We start from the raw sequence: 25,702 nt of genomic DNA, 5'->3' as shown, positions 1-25,702 counted from the left end.
AAGAATATATCGTTTATATAAAAATGATTCATCGTAAGATTTAGAATAATTTGATTTGACGAGGGGAAATGAATTAGATTATCATAATGATAAATATCTTTTTTATGTATGCATATAATATATAAAAAGGTGGTTGCTAATGTAGAATTTTGTTAGAGTATTAGAATGCTTACTTCACTTGAATAAAATTAAGTAGGAGGTGGCTTCCTTGCTTACAATGTAAGTAAGGAAAAGTATTTGGACATATATAGTATAAGTATAGTGATTGTTTTAATTGCCTTAACGGCATTTTTCGTTGCAGCAGAATTTGCAATTGTTAAAGTGAGGAGTTCACGAATTGACAATTTAATTGCAGAGGGAAATAATCGTGCAACTTCTGTCAAAACAGTCATTACAAACTTAGACGAATATTTATCGGCTTGCCAGTTAGGAATAACAGTTACAGCTCTTGGAATTGGGTGGTTTGGTAAACCTGCGCTAAAGCAAATGTTCGACACGCTTTTTGCAAATTGGAACATATCTACTCAGCTCGCAGATATTTTTGCTGTAATTTTAGTATTTTTGTTAATTACTTTTTTACATGTTGTAATAGGGGAATTGGCCCCAAAAACAGTTGCAATTCAAAAATCTGAACAAGTGAGTTTGCTTGTTTCTAAGCCGTTAATTTTCTTTTATCGTATTGCATTCCCATTCATTTGGCTATTAAATGGTTCAGCTCGAATCATTACGAAGCTGCTAGGGCTGAAACCGCCGAAAGGGCATGATGAGGTTCATTCGGAAGAAGAATTACGGTTGTTAGTTTCAGAAAGTTATAAAAATGGTGAGATTAATCAATCTGAATATAAATATGTAAATAAAATTTTTGAATTTGATGATCGGATTGCAAAAGAAATAATGGTACCTCGAACTGAAATGAATATTATAAGTAAAGAAATGCCCGCTGAAGAAGCTTTGCAAAAAATGTCTCGTGAAAAATATACAAGGTATCCAGTTGTTGATGGCGACAAAGACCACGTAATAGGTTTTGTAAATTTTAAAGATATTTTTACTGAGTTTGTACAGCATAAAGCTGTTAATAAAAAGACAGTAGAGCAATATGTTAGACCAATTATTTTAGTTATTGATTCTATTCCAATTCATGATTTGTTTTTAAAAATGCAAAAAGAAAGAACACATATTGCTATATTGATAGATGAATATGGTGGTACATCTGGGCTTGTTACTGTTGAAGATATTTTAGAGGAAATTGTAGGAGATATTCAGGATGAGTTTGATACGGATGAACAGCCAGAAATTCAACAAGTTAGTGAAACAAAGACGATACTAGAAGGAAAAGTACTCGTTAGTGAAGTGAATACGTTATTTGGTCTAGAGATTGATGATGATGGTGTTGATACAATTGGTGGTTGGATATTAACGAAGAATATAGAGATTGCTGAAGAGGATTCCATTGAAATTGAAAATTATAAGTTTTGTGTGAAAGAATTAGACGGGCGCTATATTAAAAGGTTAGAAGTTACAAAAACAGTAGAATCGATTGTCGTTTTAGAAGATGAAAAACAAATTTCTTTACAAGAGCAAATTAGCTCGTAAACTCTGCTATATAGCAGAGTTTTTTTGAGCATAATGTTTTTGGAGGAATACGGGCTATGATACAATTACATAAGTCAGACCTTTCACTAGGTGAAGTATTATTTTATACATATATTTGGAAGGGGAAGAAAGATGAAAAAGCATTTATATATAAATGGAGATTGGAAGTCAGTAAACACGTATAAACCATTATATGCACCATACTCTGAAGAAACGTTAGCGGAAATTGCACAAGGAACGGAAGAAGATGTTCAAGAGGCTGTTACTTCTGCAAAAAATGCAATGAAAAAAATGAATACATTAACTGCATACGATCGGGCAACTATTTTAGAGAAGGTTGCGCAAATAATGGATGAAAGAAGAGAAGAGTTTGCAGAAATTATTGCAAAAGAGGCTGCAAAACCAATACGTGCTGCAAGGGGAGAAGTAGATCGTACTGTTCTAACATATAAATTTGCAGCAGAAGAAGCGAAGCGTATATATGGTGAAACATTGCCACTTGACGCAGCACCTGGTGCAGAGGGGCGAATTGCCTATACGATTCGCAAACCAATTGGGGTTATAGGAGCTATTACGCCATTTAACTTTCCGTTAAATTTAGTAGCGCATAAAGTGGGCCCTGCAATTGCTGCCGGAAACACAGTAGTGTTAAAACCAGCTGATCAAACGCCATTATCTTCTTACGCATTAGTTGAATTATTTGAAGAGGCAGGGTTGCCAAAGGGAGCTTTGAATATCATTTCTGGTCCTGGTGCAACTGTTGGCGAGGCAATTGTTAAAAATGATGATGTTGCGTCCATTACTTTTACCGGAAGTCCGAAAATCGGAATCGGAATAAAGGAAAAGGCTGGATTAAAACGAGTTACGTTGGAATTAGGATCCAATGCTGCCGTTATTATTGATGAAGATGTAGAGTTAACTGATGAGATAATGGAACGCGTGAAATGGGGCGCATTTGTTAATAATGGACAAGTTTGTATTTCGGTACAACGTGTGTTTGTACACGAAAAGAGAATGGATGAATTTCTTTCGAAGCTAAAGAAAGCGATGGAAACAGTTGTTGTTGGTGATCCAATGAATGAGGAAACGGATGTATCAGCTTTAATTTCGAAAAAAGATGTAGAGCGAATTGACATGTGGGTGCAAGAAGCAATTAAGGAAGGAGCAACTGTTTTATACGGTGGTAAGAAGCGTGATGAAAGAATTTTCGAACCAACTGTATTAACAAATGTTCCAGAGCATGTATCTGTACAGTGCCAAGAAGTATTTGGTCCAGTTATGACAGTAAATACATTTAAAGAATTTGATGAGGCGATAGAGAAAGTAAATCATTCACGTTACGGTTTACAAGCAGGCGTATTTACAAATAACTTATTTAAAGCGATGCGTGCAATTGATGAGTTAGAGGTTGGTGGGGTTATGATTAATGATATTCCAACGTTTAGAGTAGATCATATGCCTTACGGTGGTGTGAAAGAAAGTGGCACGGGTCGTGAAGGAATTAAATATGCAATTGAAGAAATGACAGAAATGAAATTAGTGTGTATTAAAAAATAAAGCAAAAGGTACACTTGTTTAATTAAGTGTACCTTTTATTTTACTTCATTTCTTGTTTGAAAATAGCATCTTCTACATAAATTTGTTCTTTATCTACAGCTGTGCTATGAGATAATACTAAACCAATTGGTGTTTCTGTATCTTTATTTTGAACAATTGTAAAAGGAATATTTTTTTCGTTTGCTAATTTAATGTATTTTGATAAATGTGGGTAAGCAATGCCACCGTTTAGGAGGATTTGTAATGATTGAGAAGAGCGTATGCTACTTGCTACTTCAGTATATACATTACTTTGCATTACTTGACCGATAGTTAAAGCGATTTCTACGCGCTCACGTAATGTAGTTAAATACATATTACGTTCTTCTGGTTTGTTTTGCTTTTGGCCATAAATGCCTTCTTGGAGATAGTCTTCCACATTTTTATTTACCATATTTTTCACACCTTTCACTTCCTATTGTACGCAAGAATTAAAAATGATGCAAAAAAAGTCGTTTTGAATACGGAAATAATTAAAAAAATGAGAAGGAAAAAGAGAGATTTGAATATAAATAATTAAATAAGAAAGAAAAAAATAATTTTATCAACAGAAATTAACAAAATGTGACAATAATCTATTAACGAAACATATTTTTTGTGTTAATATTCAAAATATAAAGGGTATTCGTCGTATGGAAATGGAGTGAATGGAGGTTTTTCCAATCGATAAGGATATTAAAGAAGTATTTTGTTCACACTTGAAAAACAACAGGCACCAATTCGTAGAGAACTGGAAAAACAAAATGATAATTTCCGAAAAAGATCCATTTAAACTAGAAGTAGTTCAAAATGGAGAGGATTTATTAGAGTTAATAATCGAACTTACTATGGAAGATAAAGATATAAATTATCTTCAACCATTATGCGAGAAAATTGCAATTGAACGAGCAGGAGCAGATGCGAATATTGGAGACTTTGTTTATAATGCAAATGTGGGAAGAAATGAACTTTTTGAAGCGATGTGTGAATTAGATGTTAGCGCTCGTGAATTGAAACCAATTATGGCCAAAATACATACTTGTTTTGACAAATTAATTTATTATACCGTTTTAAAATACTCGGAAATTATATCGAGGAATTTAGAGGAAAAACAGCAATATATTAATGAAACACATAAAGAAAGGCTGACGATTTTAGGCCAAATGTCAGCTAGTTTTGTACATGAATTTCGTAATCCGCTTACTTCAATTATGGGATTTGTCAAATTATTAAAGGCAGACCATCCGAGTTTATCGTATTTAGATATCATTTCGCATGAATTAGATCAATTAAATTTTCGAATCTCGCAATTTTTACTCGTTTCGAAAAAAGAAATGTGGAATGAATCGGAACGTTTTTGGCTTAATGATTTGTTCCAAGATATTATACAGTTCTTATATCCGAGTTTGGTTAATGCAAATGTTTCGATTGAAAAGAATTTGCCGTATCCAATACCACTTGTTGGTTATCGGAGTGAAGTGAGGCAAGTATTTTTAAATATTTTAATGAACTCAATTGACGCTATGGAAGCAATGAAAGAAGAGCGGAAAATTATCATTGATGTTTTTGAAGAAGAGCAAGCTATTCGAATTGTGATAAAAAATAATGGACCGATGATTCCAGCTGAAAATGTAGAAACGATTTTTGAACCATTTGTAACTACTAAAAAATTAGGAACTGGTATTGGGTTATTTGTATGTAAACAAATTGTAGAAAAACATAAAGGGTCCATTATGTGTCGTTCAGATAGCGATTGGACAGAATTTCAAATTGCATTTCAAAAGTAAACAGTCTACACCAAATAAATGGTGTAGACTGTTTTAATTTGTAAGTATAACGGCTTCTAATTTAGGGTCTTTAGTTGAATAGCCTACTATTGAAATGGTATAAATTATATTCGGTTCAACATCGAATTTAGGTAAAGTTAACAGGATTTTTTTATTATCTGCGAGTGAAACTTCAATATCTGCTGTACCAGGGCTAACTTGTAAAAAATCTGTTATTTGTTTAAAGAGCACATTTTCAAATAAATGATCTCCACCTTTTAAATCTACGTTAACAACAGGGGTATCTGGAGAAAAATGCATAAATCGAATTTTGGCTTGCCCAGATGGTATATGTGTATTATCAAGTATAGGTTGTAATTGTAGGTGATTATCACTATTTATTGCGGCAAGTGTATACGTATGATTTCCCATTATCGGTACTAAAGCTGAAAAAATTGGAGTTTCGTTCCCGACAGGGACGATATCAATGCGATATTTACCTTGCACTAATGATAAATAGGGGCTAAATTGCTTAAATGAAATGTTTTTGATTACCTTTTTTCCATTTACTAAAATGTCAACCGCAGGCGTGTTTGGAGCAGAATGAAAAATTCTTATATGTGACGGTAAAGCGGCTTCTTGTGAATCTCTTTTTTCATATGCCTGTACAAGTTTTGTAAGTGCATCGTAATACTTCATATATAGTTCTACATATTTTTTGGGATTGCTATATTGATAGTAACGGGCGAGCTGATCGTAACGTACAGCTTCTTGTCCATATTTTTCGATTTCAGATTGAGACATGCACATTCCTCCTTTGTCATCATTAAAACTATATGCGAAGTGAGAAAGAGGTTATGCGAAAAACTTGTATTTCTGAATGGGAAAAGTAAAAGATTAAAAACATATTTTGGGAGAAGTATGTCTGAGTATTATTGGCTAGTAAAGTGGTACTAAAAGAGTTGTATATGGAGTTAGTTAAGTTGAATAGAAGCTTATATTTACTAGGAGTAATAAAAATATAAAAAGACTAAATTATAAGGGCATTTCAATCAACGTATCGAATACATGTATAAAAAATTTTTAGTAAAGGGATTTTTTAATTTATAGGCAAACACACATACAAAGGGATAATTGTCCTACATAATTTATAAAGGAAAGGTAGTTTAACTTCGGTGGAAGGAGTGGCACCTTGGGATGGGGATATCCCGATTATGATTGTGAATGAAGTTATGAAGGAATTTGTGTGAAAAATCGTTATATGACTGTTGAATTCGTAAAACGTATGGTTTTTTGATTTATTTTAGCGAGTCCCAGTAATATTGATAAAAGAGCGTCGTGTCGAACTGATTAATGTGGTTAATCGGTTCTTTTTTTATGTATAAACTGAAAATATTAAATGTGGAAAATTAGTTTCTATAAAAAGATTGTTATCATTGCGGCGAGATAATTGTCGAAATTTTTTTGGAAATATGCAATTTAAAGTAGGATAATAGGAAGGAGTTTAAAGGGAGTTCCGTCGAAGTTTACACAATGTCGGCATTTGAGGGAAGTTGGCATTATGTTAGGAAAACATTTAGTAATACGTTACTTTTATATAAGGGAGGGTTATTTGAGCGTATAGATAAGGATTGGTCTTAGTTTTAAGTTCTGAATTTTCTGTTTTCAAAACATTTATTAGCACTCATTTGTATATTTTATAATAGTATTTTGATAAATTCACTGCTTGTGCAGAGGATTCTTTTTTATGAAAGAAACGTCAATTTTCTTCATATACATATACAAATTGAAGAAATGGGGGAGCGCTATGCGCGATTACTTAATTAAACCACTTGTTGGTCAGCCGTATCCAATGATTTCACATGGAAAAGGTGTATATTTGTATGACCAGAACGGAAATAAATATTTTGATGGTTCGTCAGGAGCAATTACGGCAGGTATTGGACATGGCGTAAAGGAGATTGCAGATGTTATTAAAAAGCAAGCAGAGGAGATTGCTTTCGTATATAGATCACAGTTTACGAGTGAACCAGCTGAAAAACTAGCGAAGAAGTTAAGTGATTTAAGTGTAGGAGATTTGAACTGGAGCTTTTTCGTAAATAGTGGTACGGAAGCAAATGAAACAGCTATGAAAATTGCAATTCAGCATTTTCAGGAGCGCGGTATTCAAGGGAAACATAAAATTTTGTCACGCTGGATGAGCTATCACGGTATTACGATGGGAGCCTTATCAATGTCTGGGCATCCGCTGCGCAGACAACGTTTCGTATCTATTTTGGAAGATTATCCAACTATTCCAGCCCCATATTGTTTCAGGTGCCCTGTACAAAAGGTATATCCAACTTGTCAGCTTGCTTGTGCAACTGAACTAGAAAGATCAATTGAAAGAATTGGTGCGGAGCATATTGCAGCTTTTATTGCTGAACCGATTATCGGAGCAGCTGGCGGTGCGGTTGTACCGCCGAAAGAATATTATAAAGTAATTAAAGATATTTGTAGTCATTACGATATTTTATTCATTGCGGATGAAGTAATGACTGGGCTTGGTCGTACTGGTGCATGGTTTGCGATGGAGCATTGGGGTGTAGAACCGGATATTATGACGCTTGGTAAGGGATTAGGAGCGGGATATACACCAATGGCTGCGACGATTGTTAGTGACCGAGTTATGGAGCCGATTTTACGTGGGTCACGTTCTGTTATGAGTGGTCATACGCTAAGTGCAAATCCATTATCTGCAGCAACGGCTCTAGCTGTTATTGAATACATGGAGAAACATAATCTACCTGAAAAAACAGCGGAAAAGGGAGAATATTTAATTAAGGGACTACAGAAAGTTCAGCAACAATCGACAATTATTGCGGATGTGCGTGGAAAAGGGTTGCTGATCGGAATAGAATTGCAACCGTTTACAAAAGCTTCGGAGCTTATTTCGGTTGCAGCTAAAAATGGTCTTCTTTTATACCAAGCTGTTTCAGGGCAAGCAGGAAAAGAAGATAGCGCACTGCTTGTGGCACCGCCAATGACAACTACATATTCCGAGTTAGATGAATTACTTTCAATTTTTGCAAAAAGTGTAGAAGAGATGATGCAAAAAGGAGGGCATAGTATCGTATGACAACAATTACAAATACATTCAATAAATTAAAAGAGATAGAGGAAGTAATTTCTTTGTTCCATGATGATATGACATTAATGTTTGGAGGGTTTGGGGGGATTGGATCCCCTCCAACTTTAATACAGGCTATTTTAGAAAAGGGAGTTACAAATTTAAATTTAATAGGAAATGACACGGGCTTTCCTGATGTAGGAATCGGTCGTCTTGTTACAAATGAACGGGTTAAGTCTTTAGTTACTTCCCATATTGGTTCAAATCCAAATGCAGGAAGACAGTTAAATGAAGGACGATTACAAATTGAGTTTTCCCCGCAAGGAACATTAGCAGAGCGTATTCGCGCTGGAGGCGTAGGGCTTGGTGGTGTTTTAGTTGATGTTGGTGTTGATACGATTGTTGAAGATGGAAAACGAACAGTCGAAATGAATGGCAAGACATACTTAGTTGAAACTGCATTAACTGCTGAAGTTGCGATTGTTTATGCGAAAAAAGCTGATCCGTTTGGTAATCTTGTATTCGACAAAAGTGCGCGGAATATGAATCCTCATGTTGCTATGGCTGGGGACATAACGATTGTAGAAGCAGAAGAAATTGTTCCACTTGGAAGTTTAGATCCTGAGGAAATTGTCGTTCCAGGTGTTTTCGTAAATTATATCGTACCGTCGGAAGGAGTGAATTGGAAATGGGTATGGGCGTAGAAGTGAGAGATAAGATTGCTAGGCGTGCGGCGAAAGAAATACAAAATGGCATGATTGTAAATTTAGGTATTGGCATTCCATCGCTTATACCGAATCATTTGCCTGACGATATAAATGTAATGTTTCATGCAGAAAATGGAATCGTCGGTATGGGGCCAACGCCAAGTAAAGGGAATGAAGACGAGAATTTATGTAATGCAGCAGGTTTACCGACTTCGCTTATTACAGGAGCGAGTTATTTTGATAGCTGCACTGCGTTTGGGATGATTCGAAAAGGTTTACTAGATATAACGATTCTTGGGTCATTACAAGTGAGTGAGAATGGAGATTTAGCAAACTGGATTGTACCAGGGAAACGTGTGCCCGGTATTGGGGGAGCGATGGATTTAGCACAAAAAGCGAAGCGTGTCGTTGTTGTGATGAATCATGTTGATAAATACGGAAATGCAAAAATTGTTTCAGAGTGTACATTGCCATTAACGTCAAAGAAATGTGTAGATTTAATTATTACAGATATGGCGGTTATGGAAGTGACTTCGAGTGGACTCATTTTACAAGAATTAATGAGCCCGTATACAGTAGAAGATATAAAGCGACATACGGAAGCTGAGTTTCAAATTGGCTCTAACTTACTAGTTATTGAATGAGGGGAGATGTAATATATGAAGCAATTAAAAAAGCAAGTTTGTGATTATATTGAGAGTCATGAAGAGGAAAGTGTGAAATTTTTAACACGGTTAATTCAAGAAAAAAGCGTATCTGGTGATGAAAGTGGTGCGCAGGCAATTGTGATTGAAAAATTACGTGAGCTAGGTTTAGATCTTGATATTTGGGAACCATCTTTTTCTAAAATGAAAGATCATCCTTATTTTGTATCACCACGTACAAGTTTTTCAGACAGCCCGAACATTGTGGCAACTTTAAAAGGAAGCGGCGATGGAAAATCTATGATATTAAATGGGCATATTGATGTAGTACCAGAAGGCGATGTGAATCAATGGGACCATCACCCATATAGTGGTGAGAAAATAGGGAATCGTATATATGGCCGCGGAACGACGGATATGAAAGGCGGCAATGTCGCACTTATGCTTGCGATGGAAGCGATTATTGAATCTGGTGTTGAATTAAAAGGAGATATTTATTTTCAAAGTGTCATAGAAGAAGAAAGTGGCGGGGCAGGGACATTAGCGACTATATTACGAGGATATAAGGCAGATGGTGTCATTATTCCAGAACCGACTAATATGAAGTTTTTCCCGAAGCAACAAGGGTCAATGTGGTTCCGTCTACATGTAAAAGGGAAAGCTGCACACGGTGGTACACGTTATGAAGGAGTAAGTGCAATTGAAAAAAGCATGTTTGTTATAGATCATTTGAGAAAATTAGAAGAGAAGAGAAATGGTCGAATTACTGATCCGTTATTTAAAGGAATTCCGATTCCAATTCCAATTAATATTGGAAAAATTGAAGGTGGTAGCTGGCCAAGTTCTGTTCCTGATTCGTTAATTTTAGAAGGAAGATATGGTATTGCGCCGAATGAGACTATAGAGGCAGCAAAAGAAGAGTTTGAGAGTTGGATCGCTGAATTACATGATGTGGACAATTGGTTTGTTGAAAATCCAGTAGAAGTAGAATGGTTTGGAGCGAGATGGGTTCCTGGTGAACTAGAAGAAAACCATGAGTTAATTACAACACTTCAGCATAACTTTGTTGAAATTGAAGGGAAGGAACCAATCATTGAAGCATCTCCGTGGGGGACTGATGGAGGTTTATTTACACAAATCTCAGGTGTACCAACGATAGTATTTGGTCCGGGAGAGACGAAAGTAGCACACTATCCAAACGAATATATAGAAATTGATAAAATGATAGCTGCCGCAAAAATTATTGCATGTACATTACTAGATTGGTGTGAGGTGAAAAAATGAAATACTATGAATCTTTTAGAGAGCAGACAAATTGCCATACAGTAGAAGGAGTTTTAGATTATTTTAATAAACGTATTCGAATAGATCACTATACAGGAAATGTTGAAAGTATTATACAGACAATTGACGGACTAGCAAAGAAACATTCTTTCACTAAATGTATTATTAAAGGAAAGGGAGAGCATGTTTCAACATGGCTCTCTTTCGGTTTCTTATTGGAAGCGACGATACCTCATTATTTTCAAGGACACGATGCATACTTCTTTGTGAAATATAATAATGATGAAAGACGAAATAGTATTCATTGGTCTGAGGAAGATACTATTTTAAGTGGTGTAAAAGCAAAAGAAGTAAAAGAAAAAGTAGTCCCGGAGAAGTTTCTGTTAAGAAAAGCGACTGAAGAAGATGCAGAAGAATTAGCAACTGTCTTTGGAAAAGTATTTGAAGTGTATCCGACACCTTTAAATGAAGCGAGTTATGTATTACAGACGATGAAAGAAGACGATACAATTTACTACGTATATGAATTTGAGGGGAAAATCATTAGTACAGCGTCTGCAGAAATGAACGTAAAGGAAGGCAATGCAGAATTAACGAATTGTGCTACTTTACCTGAATATCGTAAACATGGGTTTATGAAAAGTTTGCTCATTAAGTTAGAAGAAGAGCTTCAAGAAAAATCTATTTTCTGTTCCTATACAATTGCTCGATCGCTATCTTTCGGTATGAATGCTGCCTTTCATCAGTTAGGCTATACATATACAGGAAGACTGGCGAACAATTGCTACATTTTCGATAAGTTGGAAGATATGAATATATGGGTAAAAGATTTATCTAGCTATTCGAAAGCATGAAGGCTCCCGCCTCAAAATTCGGCTGTAAAGTAAAAAAGTTAGGTGGGAATCTGGCTGCTCGTAAAAGCCCGACTAATTAAAGTTTTACTTTATCTAATCAAAAATAAATTTCATCAAAATATTAGAACGGAATCGTCATGCTTATAATCGCACATAGATATGCCGGAAATTCGGCATAGTATTTGCTGAATTTTCGGCAAAAGGGGGGATGACATTGCTAGCAGTTTCGACACAAGAAGTCATTGAAGCGATTTTGGGCAGTATTGATGAGGCTATACACGCAGTAGATGAAAATGGTATTACAATTTTTTACAATACAGTTGCTGCGAAACACGATGGATCCAAAATTGAAAAAGTGTTAGGAAAGCATTTGTTAGAGGCGTTCCCATCTTTAACTAGGGAAACGAGTACATTGATGAAAGTTTTAGATACAAAAAAACCAATTGTACATCAAGTGCAACATTATCAAAATTTAAATGGAGAAGATGTTTGTACCGTAAATACGACGTTACCTATTTTTATAGATGGGAATATTGCTGGTGCTGTTGAAATTGCGAAAGACTACTCTACAATTCAAAAGCTAACTGATACCATTGTCGATTTACAGTCGAAAATAAAGCGATCGTCTAGAAAAAAAGTGATTAAAAAGCATGCTGCATTTGAGACGATAGTGACAAATGATTCTCGCTTTAAACAGACGAAAGAGTTAGCGCAAAAAGTAGCGCCAACAGATGCAAACGTTTTAATATATGGTGAAACGGGAACAGGAAAAGAACTGTTCGTGCAAGCAATTCATGAAGCTTCTAAAAGAAAAAACAAGCCATTTATTGCACAAAACTGTGCAGCTTTACCAGAATCACTATTAGAAAGCTTACTGTTTGGAACGACAAAAGGTAGCTATACAGGGGCGATTGAACGGGCAGGCTTATTTGAACTTGTAGATGGAGGAACATTATTTTTAGATGAACTGAATTCAATGCCGCTCGATTTACAAGCGAAAATGCTACGTGTATTAGAGGATGGAGTCATTAGACGAATCGGTGATAATAAGACGAGGAAAGTAGATGTTCGCGTGATTACCGCGATGAATCAGCCGCCAGAAGTATGTTTACGAGAAAATAAAATTCGCACTGATTTATATTATAGATTAAATGTGTTTTCATTATATATCCCGCCACTACGTGAAAGAACTGAGGATGTATTACTATTAGCTTCTTATTTCTTGAAAGAATATAATAAAAGCTATAAAAAAGGTGTACTTCAAATTGATAAGGAAGCGAAAGAAAGACTACAAGCTTATCAATGGCCTGGAAATGTTCGTGAGTTAAAACATACAATTGAACATGCTGTCATTATTGCGGAAGGAAATGCATTAACCGCAAATTGTTTACCTCGTATATTTAAGAAAGAGAAACTTCCAAAGAAGAAAAGTATATTACCGCTTCGGGAAGCTCTTCATCAAACAGAAAAGGAATTAATAGACCAAGCGTTGATTGAAACGGAAGGAAATATTTTGCAAGCAGCAAAAATGTTAGGTATTCCGCGTCAAACGCTTCAATATAAACTGAGCAAGTACGACAAAACCGCCGAATAATCGGCGGTTTTTGTGTGTTTGCACCAATAAAAGAACGTTTACATATATAAAAGGTAATGAATATGATAGTTAATATTCTGTTATTACTGCACTTGAAAATATTTTTTCTCCTATATAATAGGGTATTTCGCACATTTACTTATCAAGAATATGAAGTTGGCATAACAATTGCTTATATAAAGGATGAGCGTATAAAAAGGGGGAATAGCAATGTTACATGATGTATACAAACCAAATCGTCACTGGAAGGATATCGAATTATGGAAAGATGTTACTGAAGAGCAATGGAATGATTGGGTTTGGCAATTAACGAATACGATCAAAACGTTAGATGACTTAAGGAAAGTGATTAACTTAACACCTGAAGAAGAAGAGGGCGTTAAAATTTCAACGAAAACGATCCCGTTAAATATTACACCGTATTATGCTTGGCTAATGAATCCTGATGACCCACGCTGTCCGATTCGGATGCAATCTGTACCGATCTCGGAAGAGTTATATAAAACGAAATATGATTTAGAAGATCCACTTCATGAAGATGAAGATTCACCAGTTCCAGGGCTAACACATCGTTATCCTGACCGCGTATTATTCTTAGTAACGAATCAATGTTCTATGTATTGTCGTTACTGTACACGCCGTCGTTTTAGTGGACAAATTGGAATGGGTGTACCGAAGAAACAATTAGACGATGCGATTGCTTATATTAGTGAAACACCACAAGTACGTGACGTTTTAATCTCTGGTGGTGACGGTCTTCTAATTAATGATAAAATTTTAGAATACGTATTAAAAAATTTACGAGAGATTCCGCATGTTGAAATTATTCGTATCGGAACGAGAGCACCAGTAGTATTCCCGCAACGTATTACAGAAAACTTATGTAACATTATTAAAAAGTACCATCCAGTATGGTTAAATACACATTTCAACACTTCTATTGAAATTACAGAGGAATCGAAAAAAGCATGTGAAATGCTAGCGAACGCGGGTGTTCCAATTGGAAACCAAGCGGTAATTTTAGCAGGTATTAACGATAGCGTTCCAATTATGAAAAAGCTAATGCATGACTTAGTAAAAATCCGTGTACGTCCATATTATATTTACCAATGTGACTTATCTGAAGGTATTGGACATTTCCGTGCACCAGTTTCTAAAGGTCTTGAAATTATTGAAGGCTTACGTGGACATACTTCTGGCTATGCAGTACCGACATTCGTTGTGGATGCACCGGGCGGAGGCGGAAAAATTGCGCTTCAGCCAAACTATTTAATTTCACAAAGTGCGGATAAAGTTGTACTTCGTAACTTTGAAGGGGTTATTACGACGTATCCAGAACCAGAGAGCTACATTCCAGGAAGAGCTGAAGGTTACTTTAAAGAAATTTATCCGAACTATGAAGAAAAACGTTCAGATGTTGGTATTGCAGGTCTTATGAGCGATAAGAAATTTAACCTTGTTCCAGATGATTTACAGCGTATGAACCGTCGTAAAGACTATGAAGATAATGATACGCATGCATCTTTAAAAGATAAACGTGATAAGCGAGACCAATTAAAAGATAAAAAATATCAATCGCAAATGGCTAAATTAGAAGAAAATGACAAAAAAACTGAGGGTGATGCAGTATGAATTGTATGTGGTGTGACAGTACAGAAGCGAAAGAAAGCTTGAATACTGTGTATTGGGAACTACCAGATGGTACGAAAGCCATTGAAATCCAAAAGACACCATGTATTTCTTGTTCCTCATGTGGAATGGACTATCAAGCAGACCATACTGTAAAAGAAATTGAAGATCAGTTGTTTTTAATTTATACGAAAGATTTGCCAAAACAACTAACATATGAAGAGTTAATGGGAAGACCAAGACTATTAAAAAGAAATTATTTTGACTTTTAACCAGCTTTTATGCTGGTTTTTTTCTTTTTTGCCTTGTATAATGTACCCAAGTTAGAAAGGCAGGGAATATTTTTGAAAAAGACATTTTACCATTATATGATGAAGCATCGCGCAGCTTTATTTAGAAATGAAATTTCAGATTTAGCAGAGGCAATGTATGATGATTTAAGTTTTCCGAAGCAATCTGAAGACTATGATGAAATTAGTTCATACTTAGAGTTAAGTGGAATGCTAGAAAGTATGTCTATATTTGATGAAGCGTGGAATTTATACATACAAGAAGGATAAAAACGATTTGAAAACATACAGAATACATTACTTTTTGAAAGTGAAGTATTCTGTATGTTTTTTTATATGAAATGTCTTGATTTAAAGCTAGTCTATTTACTAGCTTTTTTGCGTTTCACATAAATTTTATGTAGTGATATTTTTTTATCGAAAAAATTTATGAATATAAGCTTCTGTGATAAGCGTTTTTAAGTAGGTTGCATATACTGTTATCAAAATCACGACGTCAAAAAAAGGAGAGATAGAGATGGCAAGAAAAAAACAACCTAAATACAACGTAGGGGACATAGTCGTGATTACGCTATATGGAACCGTTGGTAAAATCACAAATATGAAAGTTTTAGATGGGGTTTATGTATACGAAGTCAATAATCACGATGGATTTTATGTAGAACAAACATTGCAGCACGTTACAGAGCAAGAAATGAAAAAGGGCGATACGGAGTGGATTGAATTAAATTATAATTTCACCTTTGGTGATCTCGTGCAAGTGACTGGATATGATAAAGATGTTTTCCGTATTGTTGGTTTTCGTACAGAGGTATGGAGATACAAAAATGACGCATGGGAAGATACGATATATGAGTTATCACGAATTACGGATGGTGAATGGTTAGAAGCGGATGAATCAGATTTAACTTTACTTGCCAATGCTCAAACGGCAAATGCAATTTTGAAGAAAATGAAACAAGATAAAGCCGGCATGAATAAATTGGATTTAGGAAAATTAAAGTCAATTAACAACTCGAAAAAAGTGAGTGTTAAGACAAATCGTCAAGAAATCATAGATGGGTTACTTGATATTTATAACGATTATCAATTGTTATTTGATACATTTAAAGATGAAGAATATAAAATTGTTATGGATGTTGTTCATAATTATTTAGTTAAATTGACAGAGAAAAAATAGTTAACTAGACAGAGAGAATAAATTGAACAACAACATATGCAGTATAAGGTATGCCTACAATTATTAAAAAAATAAAAAGCCATTTAATAAGAGAGTCTGCCCATTGATCTTCATGCATGAACTCTTCTTTTGTTTGTTCTACTTCGTATTGGTATTCCATTATTATTTCCCCCTTTTGGATAGCTTGTACTACCATCGTATGCACCTCGTCCAAATGATATGACCTATAAAAAAAGAAAAACTATTTTTCTAATCTCATATACATAATTTTGAGATTTTTTCATAAAACAGAAATAAAGGAGTGATGCTCATGAAGGAAATTGAAGTCGTAATTGATACGGAAGAGATTGCGGAGTTTTTTTATGAGCAACTAATTGAAAGGGGATACGTCCCAAAGCGAGAGGAAATTGAAGATCTCGCAGATATTACATTCGAGTATTTATTAGAGAAATGCATGATTGACGAAGTTTTTGATGAAGAGGAAGATTGAAAGTAACGGCGGGCTAAACTCGTCGTTTTTTACTCTTTACAAACTTGTCACAAATGTGCTTATAAATTATTGGTATAATTAAGAGAAAATTTTACTAAAGAGGTGAAGGGATGTTCAAAAAAATTATTGATTCTTTATTAGGAAAGAAAAAAAATCGTTCGTATTCGAGTAGTGATTATCGTCATAGAGGGCGCTCTTATTCAAGTAGTGACTATAAGCGACGTTCTTCTGGTTATGGACACCAACATTATAAAAGAAAACGTAAAAGCCGTAGCTTCTTTTCAAGTAGCTGATGAAATGGCATCGTGTACTAGCTTTATTTGATAGACCACTGCGAAAAAATACAATTGTAGCAGAACGTTATAAAATTGAATCAGTAATTGGAATGGGCAGTTATGGGGTTACATATGTCGTTAATGATTTACAAATAAATAGATATAAAGTCTTAAAGCAGTTAAGACAAAGTAAACAAAGATATGAGTCTGGTAGAAAATCATTTGAGCAAGAGAAAATGATTTTACAAACATTGAATCATCAAGCAATTCCTAGTCTCTATGATCAGTTCTTATGGGAGAAAAAAAGCTTTTTTGTGATGGAATATATGCCTGGTGAAAATTTTGAAGATTATATTTTCTCAGATGGGCGTGTATATAAAGAACGTGAAGTTTTTGAAATTTTATATGAAATATTAGGAATTGTTTCAGTTTTTCATAGTAAAGGTATTATTCACCGAGATTTACGTATTCCGAACATATTAATGAAAGAAAATCAAATTAGTATTATTGATTTTGGATTAGCTAAATATAAAGGTGAGGGTGATGAGCGAGCTACAACGTATGAAGGTGAACAAGCTTTGATGCGAGAAGTTCACTTTCGTAGCGATTTTTATGCGCTTGGCCATTTCTCGTTATTTTTATTATATGCAGGATATGAATCGATTGAAAAACATGAAAAGCCATGGTATGAAGAGTTAACTTTGAAAAATGATAATCGTGAAATATTGATGCGAATGTTACAAATAAAAACACCGTACTATGAGAATGTACAAGATTTAAAAAAAGATATAGCTTTTGCTTTAGAAAGGATGGAGACTCCATGTTTCAAAAGTTTTTAGCGAGTGTTGGCATTGGTAGTGCAAAAGTAGATACTGTTCTTGAAAAAGAGGGGTATGTAGTTGGAGAAACGATAGTAGGGAAGGTTCGTATAACTGGGGGATCAGTTAGCCAACAAATTGAAAGCATTTACTTAACGTTATCTACATCATATGTAAGAGAAGTGGATGATAAAAAAGTAACAGCAACGTTTGACTTAGAGCGAGTTCGTTTAACAGATCCATTTTCTGTAGAGCCAAATGAAAAGAAAGAAATTCCATTTTCATTTAAGATGCCAATTGAAGCACCACTAACACTTGGAATGAAAACGGTTTGGGTTCATACAGGCCTTGATATTAAAAATAGTATTGATCCAAGTGACCGTGATTACATTCAAGTGTTGCCAAATGCACTATTGAACAGTGTATTAGAAAGTGTAAATCAATTAGGTTTTAAAGCGCGTCATATAGAATGCGAAGAATTACCATATCGATTACGTAAGCAAGTACCATTCGCACAAGAGTTTGAGTTTATTCCTGTTTCAGGACAGTATTATGGGAAATTAGATGAATTAGAATTATTAATCTTGCCAAGTTCCCACGATCGGTTAGAAATCATTATGGAAGTAGATAGAAAATCACGTGGATTGGCAGGTTTATTTGCAGAAGCACTTGATCTGGATGAGAAGGTTATTCGCTTTACAGTAACGAATGAAGATATCCCAACGATGCAGCAAAAAATTAACAATTATATTTTTTAATAAACTATGCATAAAAAAGAAATGGAGAGGAAAACTAAAACAACCGCTCCATTTTTTTGCATAGTGAGGTTATGTATGTGAAACGATATCGACATTTATACTTGTTAAGCTTTACTCTACTCATTTGTTTTGTCGCACTATCACTTTCGTATCATACCGCTTGTATTGAGAAATTTGACAATATAGTCGCACACTTTATTCAAAGTTTTCGAAACGATTATTTGACAACCTATTTTACTTGGGTGTCCTTTATCGGTTCCAAAAGAATATATTTTCCGTTACTCATTATTCTTGTAATGTATTTTCTCGTTAGAAAAAAGTTGCTTAGTGCATTACTTCTAACAATTAATTACTACGGATCTCGTTATTTAAACAGTATGCTTAAACTATGGTATGAACGGGCAAGACCTGATGTAACGCAGCTTGTTACTGCAACTGGATATAGTTTTCCGAGCGGTCATACGATGAATGCTACTGCTTTTTTAGGATTTATTGCATACGTCACAATTACTGAAGAGCGTATTTCATTGCATAAAAAACTGTTGATTATTCTTATAGCAAGCTTTGTTGTATTATCTATTTCAGTTAGCCGAATATATCTTGGCGTGCATTTTCCATCTGACATATTAGCAGGATGGGCAGCTGGCGGTAGCTGGCTCGTTTTATGTGTTATATTTCATAAAGCGTTTATAAAAAAAGAACCTATGTCATAATAGGTTCTTTTTCCATTGGTTCAACATGAATGTGGGCATGGTAAATTCCGAATTTTTTTCGAAGCATGGCTTCGATGTTGTCAGTAATACAGTGACTTTCTCCAACATCCATACGAGCGTCTACCTCGATTGTAATATCAACGTACGTTTGATTCCCGTACATACGCGCTCGAATATCTACAATGTTTTCCACACCAGAAATATGCTCAATAGCATCAGCATATTCTTCCATTTTATTAGGATCAATGCCATCTGTTAGCATATGAGAAGCTTCTACGAAAATTTCCCATGCAGTTTTACAAATAATAAGGCCGACAATTAGAGCGGCAATAGGATCTAAAATAGGCATTTGGAACTGTGAGCCGACAATGCCTACAACTGTACCAATACTTACGAGCGCATCTGATAAATTATCCTTTGCGGCAGCTTCTAATGATTTACTCTTTGTTCGAAGTGCAATCTTTTTCGTATACCTAAATACACAGTACATAACGACAGCAGAAAATAAAGCTACCCATGCAGCAAGTACATTGGGCGCAGCTTGTTTCGGATTTAAAAATGATTGAATGGCACTAATAACAACTTCTAATCCGACCGTTGCCATAATGAAAGAAGCAACAAGCGAAGCTATTTGTTCTGCACGCGAATGCCCATATGGATGATCTGGATCTCGAGGTTTACGAGAAATTTTTAAACCGATTAATATTGCTAAAGAGGCACCAATATCCGTTAAGTTATTCAAACCGTCAGCACGTAATGCGCTAGAGAGGGTAATATAACTGATGATAATTTTCATAGAGGATAAAAATATGTAGGCCATAATGCTGACAATAGCACCTTTATCAGCTTCTTTATGAGAAAGAGTATCCATTTTAATCACGCACCTTTCTTTAAAGGAATTTCTTTCTATACATAGAGTATCAAATGAAACTCGTGTGGGTCTATACAAACATTGTTGACACTTTATAGCTTTTTAAGTAGGGGGTAACAAAGTTTCGTTAAGGAAAAATATGTTGAAAAGTACAAAGTGAGGGTATGAATATAATTGGGAATCATTCACAATGAAAGGGATAAGATGGTAGGTGGATGTAGAAACGAATACTTTTCTTACTATGTATTTTTCTAATAATGACTGGATGTAATTCATCAAATGATGAAATTGTGAAGAAGTATTATATTTCTAAATGATCAATATCTACATGTAAAGGATACGGTGGAGTAAATGAAAGATATGTAATGAACATAGAAAACAAACAAATAATCAATGGGGTTCATAACTTGTGGATTGAAATGAAAAAACAAAAGGAAAGTGGCGAAATACCACAATACGATATATTAATTACATATGAAAGTGGTGATACGAACGTATACATCTATACTTAGGGGATGAAGGGGGAAAGGAGTGTAATTATGTACATTGGTCATGAAGAAAGAGCTACGACAATAATTGTGAAAAAAGATGAAAATCCTCTGAAAAATATTTTTCAGAGGATTTTCATCTTAGTATGCTTCTAAAAACTCAGTAACTTGCTCTTCAGTTTTTGCGTTAGCACTATGTAAGTGGCCTAGCTTCTCACCATTTTGGTATACAAGTAAACTTGGAATACCCATTACTTGATACTCTTCAGCGATACTTGGAAACTCATCTTTATTAATAGAATACCATTCAAACTTATTGAACTCTTCCATTACCTCTCCGATAAAGTTGTCCATACGTACGCAATCCGGGCACCATGTAGTAAAGAACTTAACAACTACTGGCTCCTCACTTGCGATGATGTCTTTGAATTCTTTTTCAGACTTGATTTCTCTCATATTTTTGACTCCTCTCAATGTTACACGGATAAGCTAGTATTTGTATGCGAAATCCGTAATTGCAAACATTAGTATTTTTGAAATAGATTGTTTGCAAAATCTTCGACTGCTTTTTCTTGTAGGTCTGGTACAACTTGTGAGTAGGTGTCTAATGTGTTGCCTACTCTTTCATGTCCTAATCATTCGCTTACGATCTTTAGTTAAATACATTATTGCAACATTAATGTTAAGGGATTGCTTTAGATCATGAAACCGAATATCAGGAACCTCACTTTTCTTTATAAGCTTTTTCTTCATTTTTTGCAAGTAGCTGGGATGGCATGATTAGAAATTTCTTTAGATATTTATGGGGAAGTATCGTTAATAGAGTGACATTAAAACTAAATGGACTAGATAATTAGAAAGTGAGAGTGATTCATAATGAATTTTTCAAAAGAGAATACAAAAAAGATTCCGTAACTGAAAAAATGGGTTGCGGTTTTTTCTTTACTTGAATTTTATTATATTAAATTCGGTATGCGAAAAGATTTTAGATGAATTGGTGCCTTATTTGTCTGCACTTGGTATGGACTTAGGTATATGGACAGACCATGAGAAAATCTCTGAATATACTAATAAAAAAGGAGATGTTGAGTAATGGCACGTTATAGTTTACATGGAGGACACAATAGTATTGTACAAGGGGCTAACTGGGGAAATCGGAAAGAGCATATTTTGGATCGTCAAGTTAAAGATGCGGTTGCAGCCAAGTTAAAAGCTTTAGGACACACAGTCTATGATGATACGGACGAAGTAGGAAGCACTCAAGCTCAAAATTTAAATAATATTATTCGTAATAGTAATTCACATGTTGTAGATTTGGCTATTGCTTTTCACCTTAATGCAAGTGATGGAACTGGGCAGGGTGTTGAAGTGCTGTATTATGATCAGAATGAACTAGCGTCTAAAATTTCAGCTCAACTAGCAAAAGATATTGGATGGCGTGATCGTGGTGCGAAACAACGTAAAGATTTAGCAGTATTGAATGGGACTAAAGCACCAGCTATTCTTATCGAATTAGGATTCATTGATAATGATTCCGACATGGCAAAATGGGATGTTGATAAAATCGCTAATTCAATCGTTTTTGCTTTAACTGGACAATCTGGTGGAGGTAGCCAACCACCTCAAAAACGTAATATTGTCGAAGTTGGTGGAATAGGTAAAGAAAATTTGGCTGAATTAGTAAGTGCTTTAAACTCAGTTAAGATGACAGGTAACTTAATTCTTAGAAGTGATGGCTATGTTTATCCTGTAACTGATCCAACTAGCGATACTCAATTAAAAGCATTCACTGATTATCTTGATCGTAAAGGCTGGGCATATACTGTTAAGTAAACATACTATGTAAATGCAAATAAGCCTATGTAAAGCGAAAAAAGAGGCCTACTCGTATGATGAGTAGGCTGCTTTTTTATTTTATAAAATAAATTAATTTGAATAGAGGTTTTCCTCAAGCATTTATTAAAGCTACGAATATTTATAAGAATATGAGTATGGAAACAGGTCTAATTTTGGAATAGCGGAGGAGATTGTTGTGGACATAACTCAAAGTGTGGCAAGAATAGTAGTAAATGGGAAAGACCTTCCGTTCACTTCAGTTCAAACCTCTGCGTGGAATAATGGTCCTGTATATGATGTAACTGTTTCAACAAAGCAGAGAGTGAACGAGCTTTATCAATTTATGTGGTCACAGGTACCAGTTACACTTACGATGTATTTTCTTCAAGGAGCAGACTTAATGCGATTTGTAAGGATTACTGGGATTAATGAAAGTGTAATGGGAGAATATATATATCATTTTTCTTGGGGATAAAAGCAATTTAAAGTAGCCTAAAAGCTACTTTTTATTTTGTAAAGGAATTAATTATCAGGAGATGGATAAATTGGGATAGTTAAGGAAAATAAGCATAGACTGTGAACGTGTATAAGAAGCTCAATAAAGAAAGAACAGCGAGACATGTTTAATGTCTCGCTGTTCTTTCTTTATATTATTCGCAAATAGTTCCGGTTGCTATACCAGTTGGAGCAACACCTACTGGGACCGTATCAATAACCGTATTTGTCGCAGTATTTATGACAGAGACAGTATTACTAGCTTGATTTGTAACATAGGCACGAGTGCCATCTGGTATGATAGTTACTTGATCAGGGGATAGAGCAACAGGAATTGTATCAATTACAGTATTTGTCGCCACGTTTATTACTGATACATTATCGCTAACTTTATTTACAACATAAATACGGGTGCCATCTGGTGTAATAGCAATACCAACAGGTTCGGTACCTACGTTAATTGTATCAATAACGGAATTGGTAGCGGTGTTAATAACAGAAACGGTATTGCTATTTTGATTTGTGACATACGCACGAGTGCCATCTAGTGTGAAGACGATTATCCTAGGGCGAATACCAACAGGGATGGTAGCGCTAACTGTATTTGTCGCAGTATTTATAACGGAAATTGTGTTACTTAATTCGTTTGCAACATATGCAAAGGCTCCATTTGGAGAAACAGTGATTCCTTGCGGAGCGTTGCCAACGGGAATGGTATCAATAACTGTGTTAGTAGCAGCATTAATAACAGAAACAGTATTATTACCATGATTTCCAACATAAACAGTTGTGTTATTTGGAGAAACAGCTACGCCAATCGGATTAGATCCAACAGGGATGGTAGCAACAACTGTATTAGTGGCAGTATCAATAACGGAAACGGTATTAGAAAAAATATTAGTAACATAAGCGCGAGTCCCATTTGGTGAAACCGTTACTTCAAGAGGTGCATTATCTACAGTAATTGTAGCAACGACTGTATTAGTTCCGGTGTTGATTACTGATACTGTATCATCTGCAGGATCATCTATGGTTCCTGCGTTTGTAACATAAACAAGGAAATTACATGCAGGTCCGGTTGGTCCAGTTGGTCCAGTCGGACCTGTTGGACCTGTTGGACATTCACAATCTCCAGTCGGTCCCGGTGGTCCTTCTGGTCCCTGAATCCCTTGCACACCTTGAGGACCAGTAGGCCCTTCCGCCCCTTCTGGTCCTTGAATCCCTTGCACACCTTGAGGTCCAGTAGGCCCTTCCGGTCCTTCCAGTCCTTGAATTCCTTGCACACCTTGAGATCCAGTAGGCCCTTCCGGTCCTTCTGGTCCCTGAATCCCTTGCACCCCCTGAGGTCCAGTCGGTCCCGGTGGCCCAGGAACTCCCATTCCAGTCCCAGAACCAGTCGGTCCCGGTGGTCCCTGAGGTCCTTGGATCCCTTGCACACCTTGAGGTCCTTCTGGTCCTTCTGGTCCTTCAGGCCCTTGAATTCCTTCAACGCCTTGAGGTCCTTGAGATCCTTCTGGTCCTTCAGGTCCTTGAATTCCTTGCACACCTTGAGATCCCTGAGGCCCTTCTGGCCCTTCTGGTCCTTGAATCCCTTGCACACCTTGAGGCCCCTGTGCTCCTTTAGGTCCTTGAATCCCTTTTGGTCCAGTAGGCCCAGTCGGTCCAGTACTACTTAATAATGAACTATTCAAGATTCCTTGTAAAATTAAGTTGAATGTTTGTTGTAACAATGGGTCTGAAATATTCGAACAACTAATAAGTGAAGATAAGTTTTGGAATAGGAATTGGAACAGTGCTGAGATTTGAGTGAGGGATGCAGTAGGTAGAGAATTAATTAATTGATTTATAGTTCGAATGACTAAATTTCTATTTGGAGTATTTGGTTGTACTGCAATTAATAAATCATTTAATGCTTGTAATGCTGATTGGAGTATTTGAATAGTTATTGGATTTGGTGTTGTAAAGAAAGAAAGGATAGCTTCGTTTAATTGGTTAATTAATTGTAATAATTCTTGTTGCTGAGAATTTGAGAAAAAGACAGGTGTACAACAATTAGTTTGATCACAAGGGGATATAGAAATAAAGCAGGGGACCTGGAACTTTTCGCACGGATTTGTTGAGTTTGAATTTTGATTATATTTCATAAATACCTCCTTTTAAAAAAATATTAAGTACGTCTTGATAACTACTATTTGCTTCTAAATTTAAAGTGATTTTGAGTATATGTTTAATGTGAAATATTCAAGAATATTTTTTCTTTTAAGTATATGTCAACAAAATAGAGATGTTCTTATGGGGTGTCCATTTAAAATGCGATATTTAATTGAATATTGTGATAATGTAAAAGTTTAAAATGAATAACGTGCTAAAGGCTAGTAGACTAGCTTTTAGCACTCACTAAAATAATTATACATAACATACTTTGTAATAACTTATTCGGAAGTGAGTTGAAATTAATGTTTTATTCATATGTGGATTCTCAAGTTGGCATACGACCAGCGTATGGTACGGCTATAACGTATAGCGGGGCACAAAGTACAGTTCAAGCTGTTCAACAAGCATTGCAAATGCAACAACAAATGCAAATGCAGCAAGGTATACAACCGTATTATTCCTCTATGGAGTATTTTTACCCAACGCAACATTTTACACCATACGGAATTGCTTTTACTTCAATTCCATATGGAACAGTATTCAATTTATAAATATAGAGGAATAAAATGAATACAAAAG

At 35.3% G+C, this 25,702-nt stretch carries 27 protein-coding genes and 1 pseudogene; 21 read left to right on the top strand and 7 right to left on the bottom strand.

Going from position 1 to position 25,702, the window contains the following annotated elements; all coding sequences use genetic code 11:
• The first annotated feature begins 237 nt into the window (after window positions 1-237).
• Together JDS92_RS14955 and JDS92_RS14950 are read left to right on the top strand one after the other, a co-directional pair.
• Window positions 238-1,593 (top strand): hemolysin family protein, encoded by a 1,356-nt coding sequence (locus tag JDS92_RS14955; protein ID WP_087971273.1) that lies wholly within the window; start codon window positions 238-240, stop codon window positions 1,591-1,593.
• A gap of 132 nt (window positions 1,594-1,725) precedes the next feature.
• Window positions 1,726-3,150, top strand: a complete 1,425-nt coding sequence (locus JDS92_RS14950; protein ID WP_199632094.1) for an aldehyde dehydrogenase family protein — start codon at window positions 1,726-1,728, stop codon at window positions 3,148-3,150.
• A 40-nt stretch (window positions 3,151-3,190) separates the two neighbouring features.
• Here the strand turns inward: JDS92_RS14950 and JDS92_RS14945 are convergent, their stop codons facing one another.
• Window positions 3,191-3,583, bottom strand: a complete 393-nt coding sequence (locus tag JDS92_RS14945) for a YueI family protein (protein WP_000247576.1) — start codon at window positions 3,581-3,583, stop codon at window positions 3,191-3,193.
• A 253-nt stretch (window positions 3,584-3,836) separates the two neighbouring features.
• On the opposite strand from JDS92_RS14945, the gene JDS92_RS14940 reads away from it, so the two are divergent.
• Entirely contained in the window at window positions 3,837-4,955 is a 1,119-nt protein-coding gene (locus tag JDS92_RS14940) for a BA2291 family sporulation histidine kinase (protein ID WP_199632093.1), read from the top strand.
• 33 nt (window positions 4,956-4,988) lie between these two features.
• Here JDS92_RS14940 and JDS92_RS14935 read toward each other — a convergent pair whose 3' ends face one another.
• Window positions 4,989-5,738, bottom strand: a complete 750-nt coding sequence (locus JDS92_RS14935) for a DUF4397 domain-containing protein (protein WP_199632092.1) — start codon at window positions 5,736-5,738, stop codon at window positions 4,989-4,991.
• Window positions 5,739-6,741: 1,003 nt separating this feature from the next.
• Here JDS92_RS14935 and JDS92_RS14930 point away from each other — a divergent pair.
• From JDS92_RS14930 to JDS92_RS14885, 10 genes are all read left to right on the top strand, one after another.
• Window positions 6,742-8,052, top strand: a complete 1,311-nt coding sequence (locus tag JDS92_RS14930; protein ID WP_001205888.1) for an aspartate aminotransferase family protein — start codon at window positions 6,742-6,744, stop codon at window positions 8,050-8,052.
• Window positions 8,049-8,747 carry an acetate CoA-transferase subunit alpha gene (atoD, locus tag JDS92_RS14925; protein ID WP_000208114.1) on the top strand — a complete coding sequence of 233 codons (699 nt, stop codon included), beginning with the start codon at window positions 8,049-8,051 and terminating at the stop codon, window positions 8,745-8,747. The genes JDS92_RS14930 and atoD overlap by 4 nt, the downstream gene beginning before the upstream one ends.
• Window positions 8,732-9,394, top strand: coding sequence for a CoA transferase subunit B (locus JDS92_RS14920; protein ID WP_000525263.1), 663 nt, complete (start codon window positions 8,732-8,734; stop codon window positions 9,392-9,394). Before atoD ends, JDS92_RS14920 begins: the two co-directional genes overlap by 16 nt.
• 15 nt (window positions 9,395-9,409) lie before the next feature.
• Window positions 9,410-10,678, top strand: coding sequence for a peptidase (locus tag JDS92_RS14915; protein WP_199632091.1), 1,269 nt, complete (start codon window positions 9,410-9,412; stop codon window positions 10,676-10,678).
• Complete coding sequence (gene ablB / locus JDS92_RS14910; RefSeq protein WP_061529947.1) at window positions 10,675-11,532, top strand: putative beta-lysine N-acetyltransferase; 858 nt, start codon at window positions 10,675-10,677, stop codon at window positions 11,530-11,532. Before JDS92_RS14915 ends, ablB begins: the two co-directional genes overlap by 4 nt.
• Window positions 11,533-11,740: 208 nt before the next feature.
• Window positions 11,741-13,126: an arginine utilization transcriptional regulator RocR gene (gene rocR, locus JDS92_RS14905; RefSeq protein ID WP_002038616.1), complete on the top strand. Its 1,386-nt coding sequence runs from the start codon at window positions 11,741-11,743 to the stop codon at window positions 13,124-13,126.
• A 210-nt stretch (window positions 13,127-13,336) separates the two neighbouring features.
• Entirely contained in the window at window positions 13,337-14,758 is a 1,422-nt protein-coding gene (gene kamA, locus JDS92_RS14900) for a lysine 2,3-aminomutase (protein ID WP_000902144.1), read from the top strand.
• Entirely contained in the window at window positions 14,755-15,027 is a 273-nt protein-coding gene (locus JDS92_RS14895) for a YokU family protein (RefSeq protein WP_000995765.1), read from the top strand. The genes kamA and JDS92_RS14895 overlap by 4 nt, the downstream gene beginning before the upstream one ends.
• Before the next feature lie 72 nt (window positions 15,028-15,099).
• Entirely contained in the window at window positions 15,100-15,315 is a 216-nt protein-coding gene (locus JDS92_RS14890) for a YozE family protein (RefSeq protein WP_097956784.1), read from the top strand.
• Between the two features lie 247 nt (window positions 15,316-15,562).
• A complete protein-coding gene (locus tag JDS92_RS14885) occupies window positions 15,563-16,225 on the top strand; it encodes a hypothetical protein (RefSeq protein ID WP_000101503.1) in 663 nt (220 codons plus the stop codon).
• 4 nt (window positions 16,226-16,229) lie between these two features.
• Here the strand turns inward: JDS92_RS14885 and JDS92_RS14880 are convergent, their stop codons facing one another.
• The gene (locus JDS92_RS14880; protein WP_000456536.1) at window positions 16,230-16,385 is read right to left on the bottom strand and encodes a DUF3930 family protein; all 156 of its coding nucleotides are present in this window, start codon (window positions 16,383-16,385) and stop codon (window positions 16,230-16,232) included.
• A gap of 150 nt (window positions 16,386-16,535) precedes the next feature.
• Between JDS92_RS14880 and JDS92_RS14875 the strand changes: the two genes are divergently transcribed.
• The 5 genes from JDS92_RS14875 to JDS92_RS14855 all read left to right on the top strand — a co-directional run bounded on the left by JDS92_RS14875 (window position 16,536) and on the right by JDS92_RS14855 (window position 19,279).
• Window positions 16,536-16,715 carry a YozD family protein gene (locus JDS92_RS14875; protein ID WP_000658452.1) on the top strand — a complete coding sequence of 60 codons (180 nt, stop codon included), beginning with the start codon at window positions 16,536-16,538 and terminating at the stop codon, window positions 16,713-16,715.
• Window positions 16,716-16,825: 110 nt separating this feature from the next.
• The gene (locus JDS92_RS14870) at window positions 16,826-17,008 is read left to right on the top strand and encodes a hypothetical protein (protein WP_000473369.1); all 183 of its coding nucleotides are present in this window, start codon (window positions 16,826-16,828) and stop codon (window positions 17,006-17,008) included.
• On the top strand, window positions 17,008-17,829 hold the full coding sequence (locus JDS92_RS14865; RefSeq protein WP_097953463.1) for a serine/threonine protein kinase: 822 nt from the start codon (window positions 17,008-17,010) through the stop codon (window positions 17,827-17,829). The genes JDS92_RS14870 and JDS92_RS14865 overlap by 1 nt, the downstream gene beginning before the upstream one ends.
• Entirely contained in the window at window positions 17,811-18,566 is a 756-nt protein-coding gene (locus JDS92_RS14860; RefSeq protein WP_199632090.1) for a sporulation protein, read from the top strand. The genes JDS92_RS14865 and JDS92_RS14860 overlap by 19 nt, the downstream gene beginning before the upstream one ends.
• 77 nt (window positions 18,567-18,643) lie before the next feature.
• Window positions 18,644-19,279: a phosphatase PAP2 family protein gene (locus JDS92_RS14855; RefSeq protein WP_002093763.1), complete on the top strand. Its 636-nt coding sequence runs from the start codon at window positions 18,644-18,646 to the stop codon at window positions 19,277-19,279.
• Here the strand turns inward: JDS92_RS14855 and JDS92_RS14850 are convergent.
• From JDS92_RS14850 to JDS92_RS30875, 3 genes and pseudogenes are all read right to left on the bottom strand, one after another.
• Window positions 19,269-20,150, bottom strand: a complete 882-nt coding sequence (locus JDS92_RS14850; RefSeq protein WP_140158651.1) for a cation diffusion facilitator family transporter — start codon at window positions 20,148-20,150, stop codon at window positions 19,269-19,271. The genes JDS92_RS14855 and JDS92_RS14850 overlap by 11 nt on opposite strands.
• 629 nt (window positions 20,151-20,779) lie before the next feature.
• Window positions 20,780-21,094, bottom strand: a complete 315-nt coding sequence (locus tag JDS92_RS14845; protein ID WP_001206937.1) for a thioredoxin family protein — start codon at window positions 21,092-21,094, stop codon at window positions 20,780-20,782.
• A gap of 68 nt (window positions 21,095-21,162) precedes the next feature.
• Window positions 21,163-21,415 (bottom strand): annotated as a pseudogene (locus tag JDS92_RS30875) (site-specific integrase); the annotation flags it as partial.
• Between the two features lie 315 nt (window positions 21,416-21,730).
• Between JDS92_RS30875 and JDS92_RS14840 the strand changes: the two are divergent.
• Together JDS92_RS14840 and JDS92_RS14835 are read left to right on the top strand one after the other, a co-directional pair.
• A complete protein-coding gene (locus JDS92_RS14840) occupies window positions 21,731-22,471 on the top strand; it encodes an N-acetylmuramoyl-L-alanine amidase (RefSeq protein ID WP_098227503.1) in 741 nt (246 codons plus the stop codon).
• A 199-nt stretch (window positions 22,472-22,670) separates the two neighbouring features.
• The gene (locus JDS92_RS14835; protein WP_199632089.1) at window positions 22,671-22,949 is read left to right on the top strand and encodes a hypothetical protein; all 279 of its coding nucleotides are present in this window, start codon (window positions 22,671-22,673) and stop codon (window positions 22,947-22,949) included.
• Window positions 22,950-23,124: 175 nt separating this feature from the next.
• Here JDS92_RS14835 and JDS92_RS14830 read toward each other — a convergent pair whose 3' ends face one another.
• Window positions 23,125-25,113: a beta-propeller fold lactonase family protein gene (locus JDS92_RS14830; protein WP_098001045.1), complete on the bottom strand. Its 1,989-nt coding sequence runs from the start codon at window positions 25,111-25,113 to the stop codon at window positions 23,125-23,127.
• Between the two features lie 312 nt (window positions 25,114-25,425).
• Here JDS92_RS14830 and JDS92_RS14825 point away from each other — a divergent pair, with 312 nt between their 5' ends.
• Window positions 25,426-25,674, top strand: a complete 249-nt coding sequence (locus JDS92_RS14825) for a DUF3947 family protein (protein ID WP_000500114.1) — start codon at window positions 25,426-25,428, stop codon at window positions 25,672-25,674.
• The last annotated feature ends 28 nt before the right edge of the window (window positions 25,675-25,702 follow it).

This window comes from Bacillus cereus group sp. N12, assembly GCF_016483575.1.
Classification (GTDB): domain Bacteria; phylum Bacillota; class Bacilli; order Bacillales; family Bacillaceae_G; genus Bacillus_A; species Bacillus_A toyonensis.
Note: the sequence above shows the minus strand (reverse complement) of the source record. Positions and strands in the feature narration are given on the sequence as shown.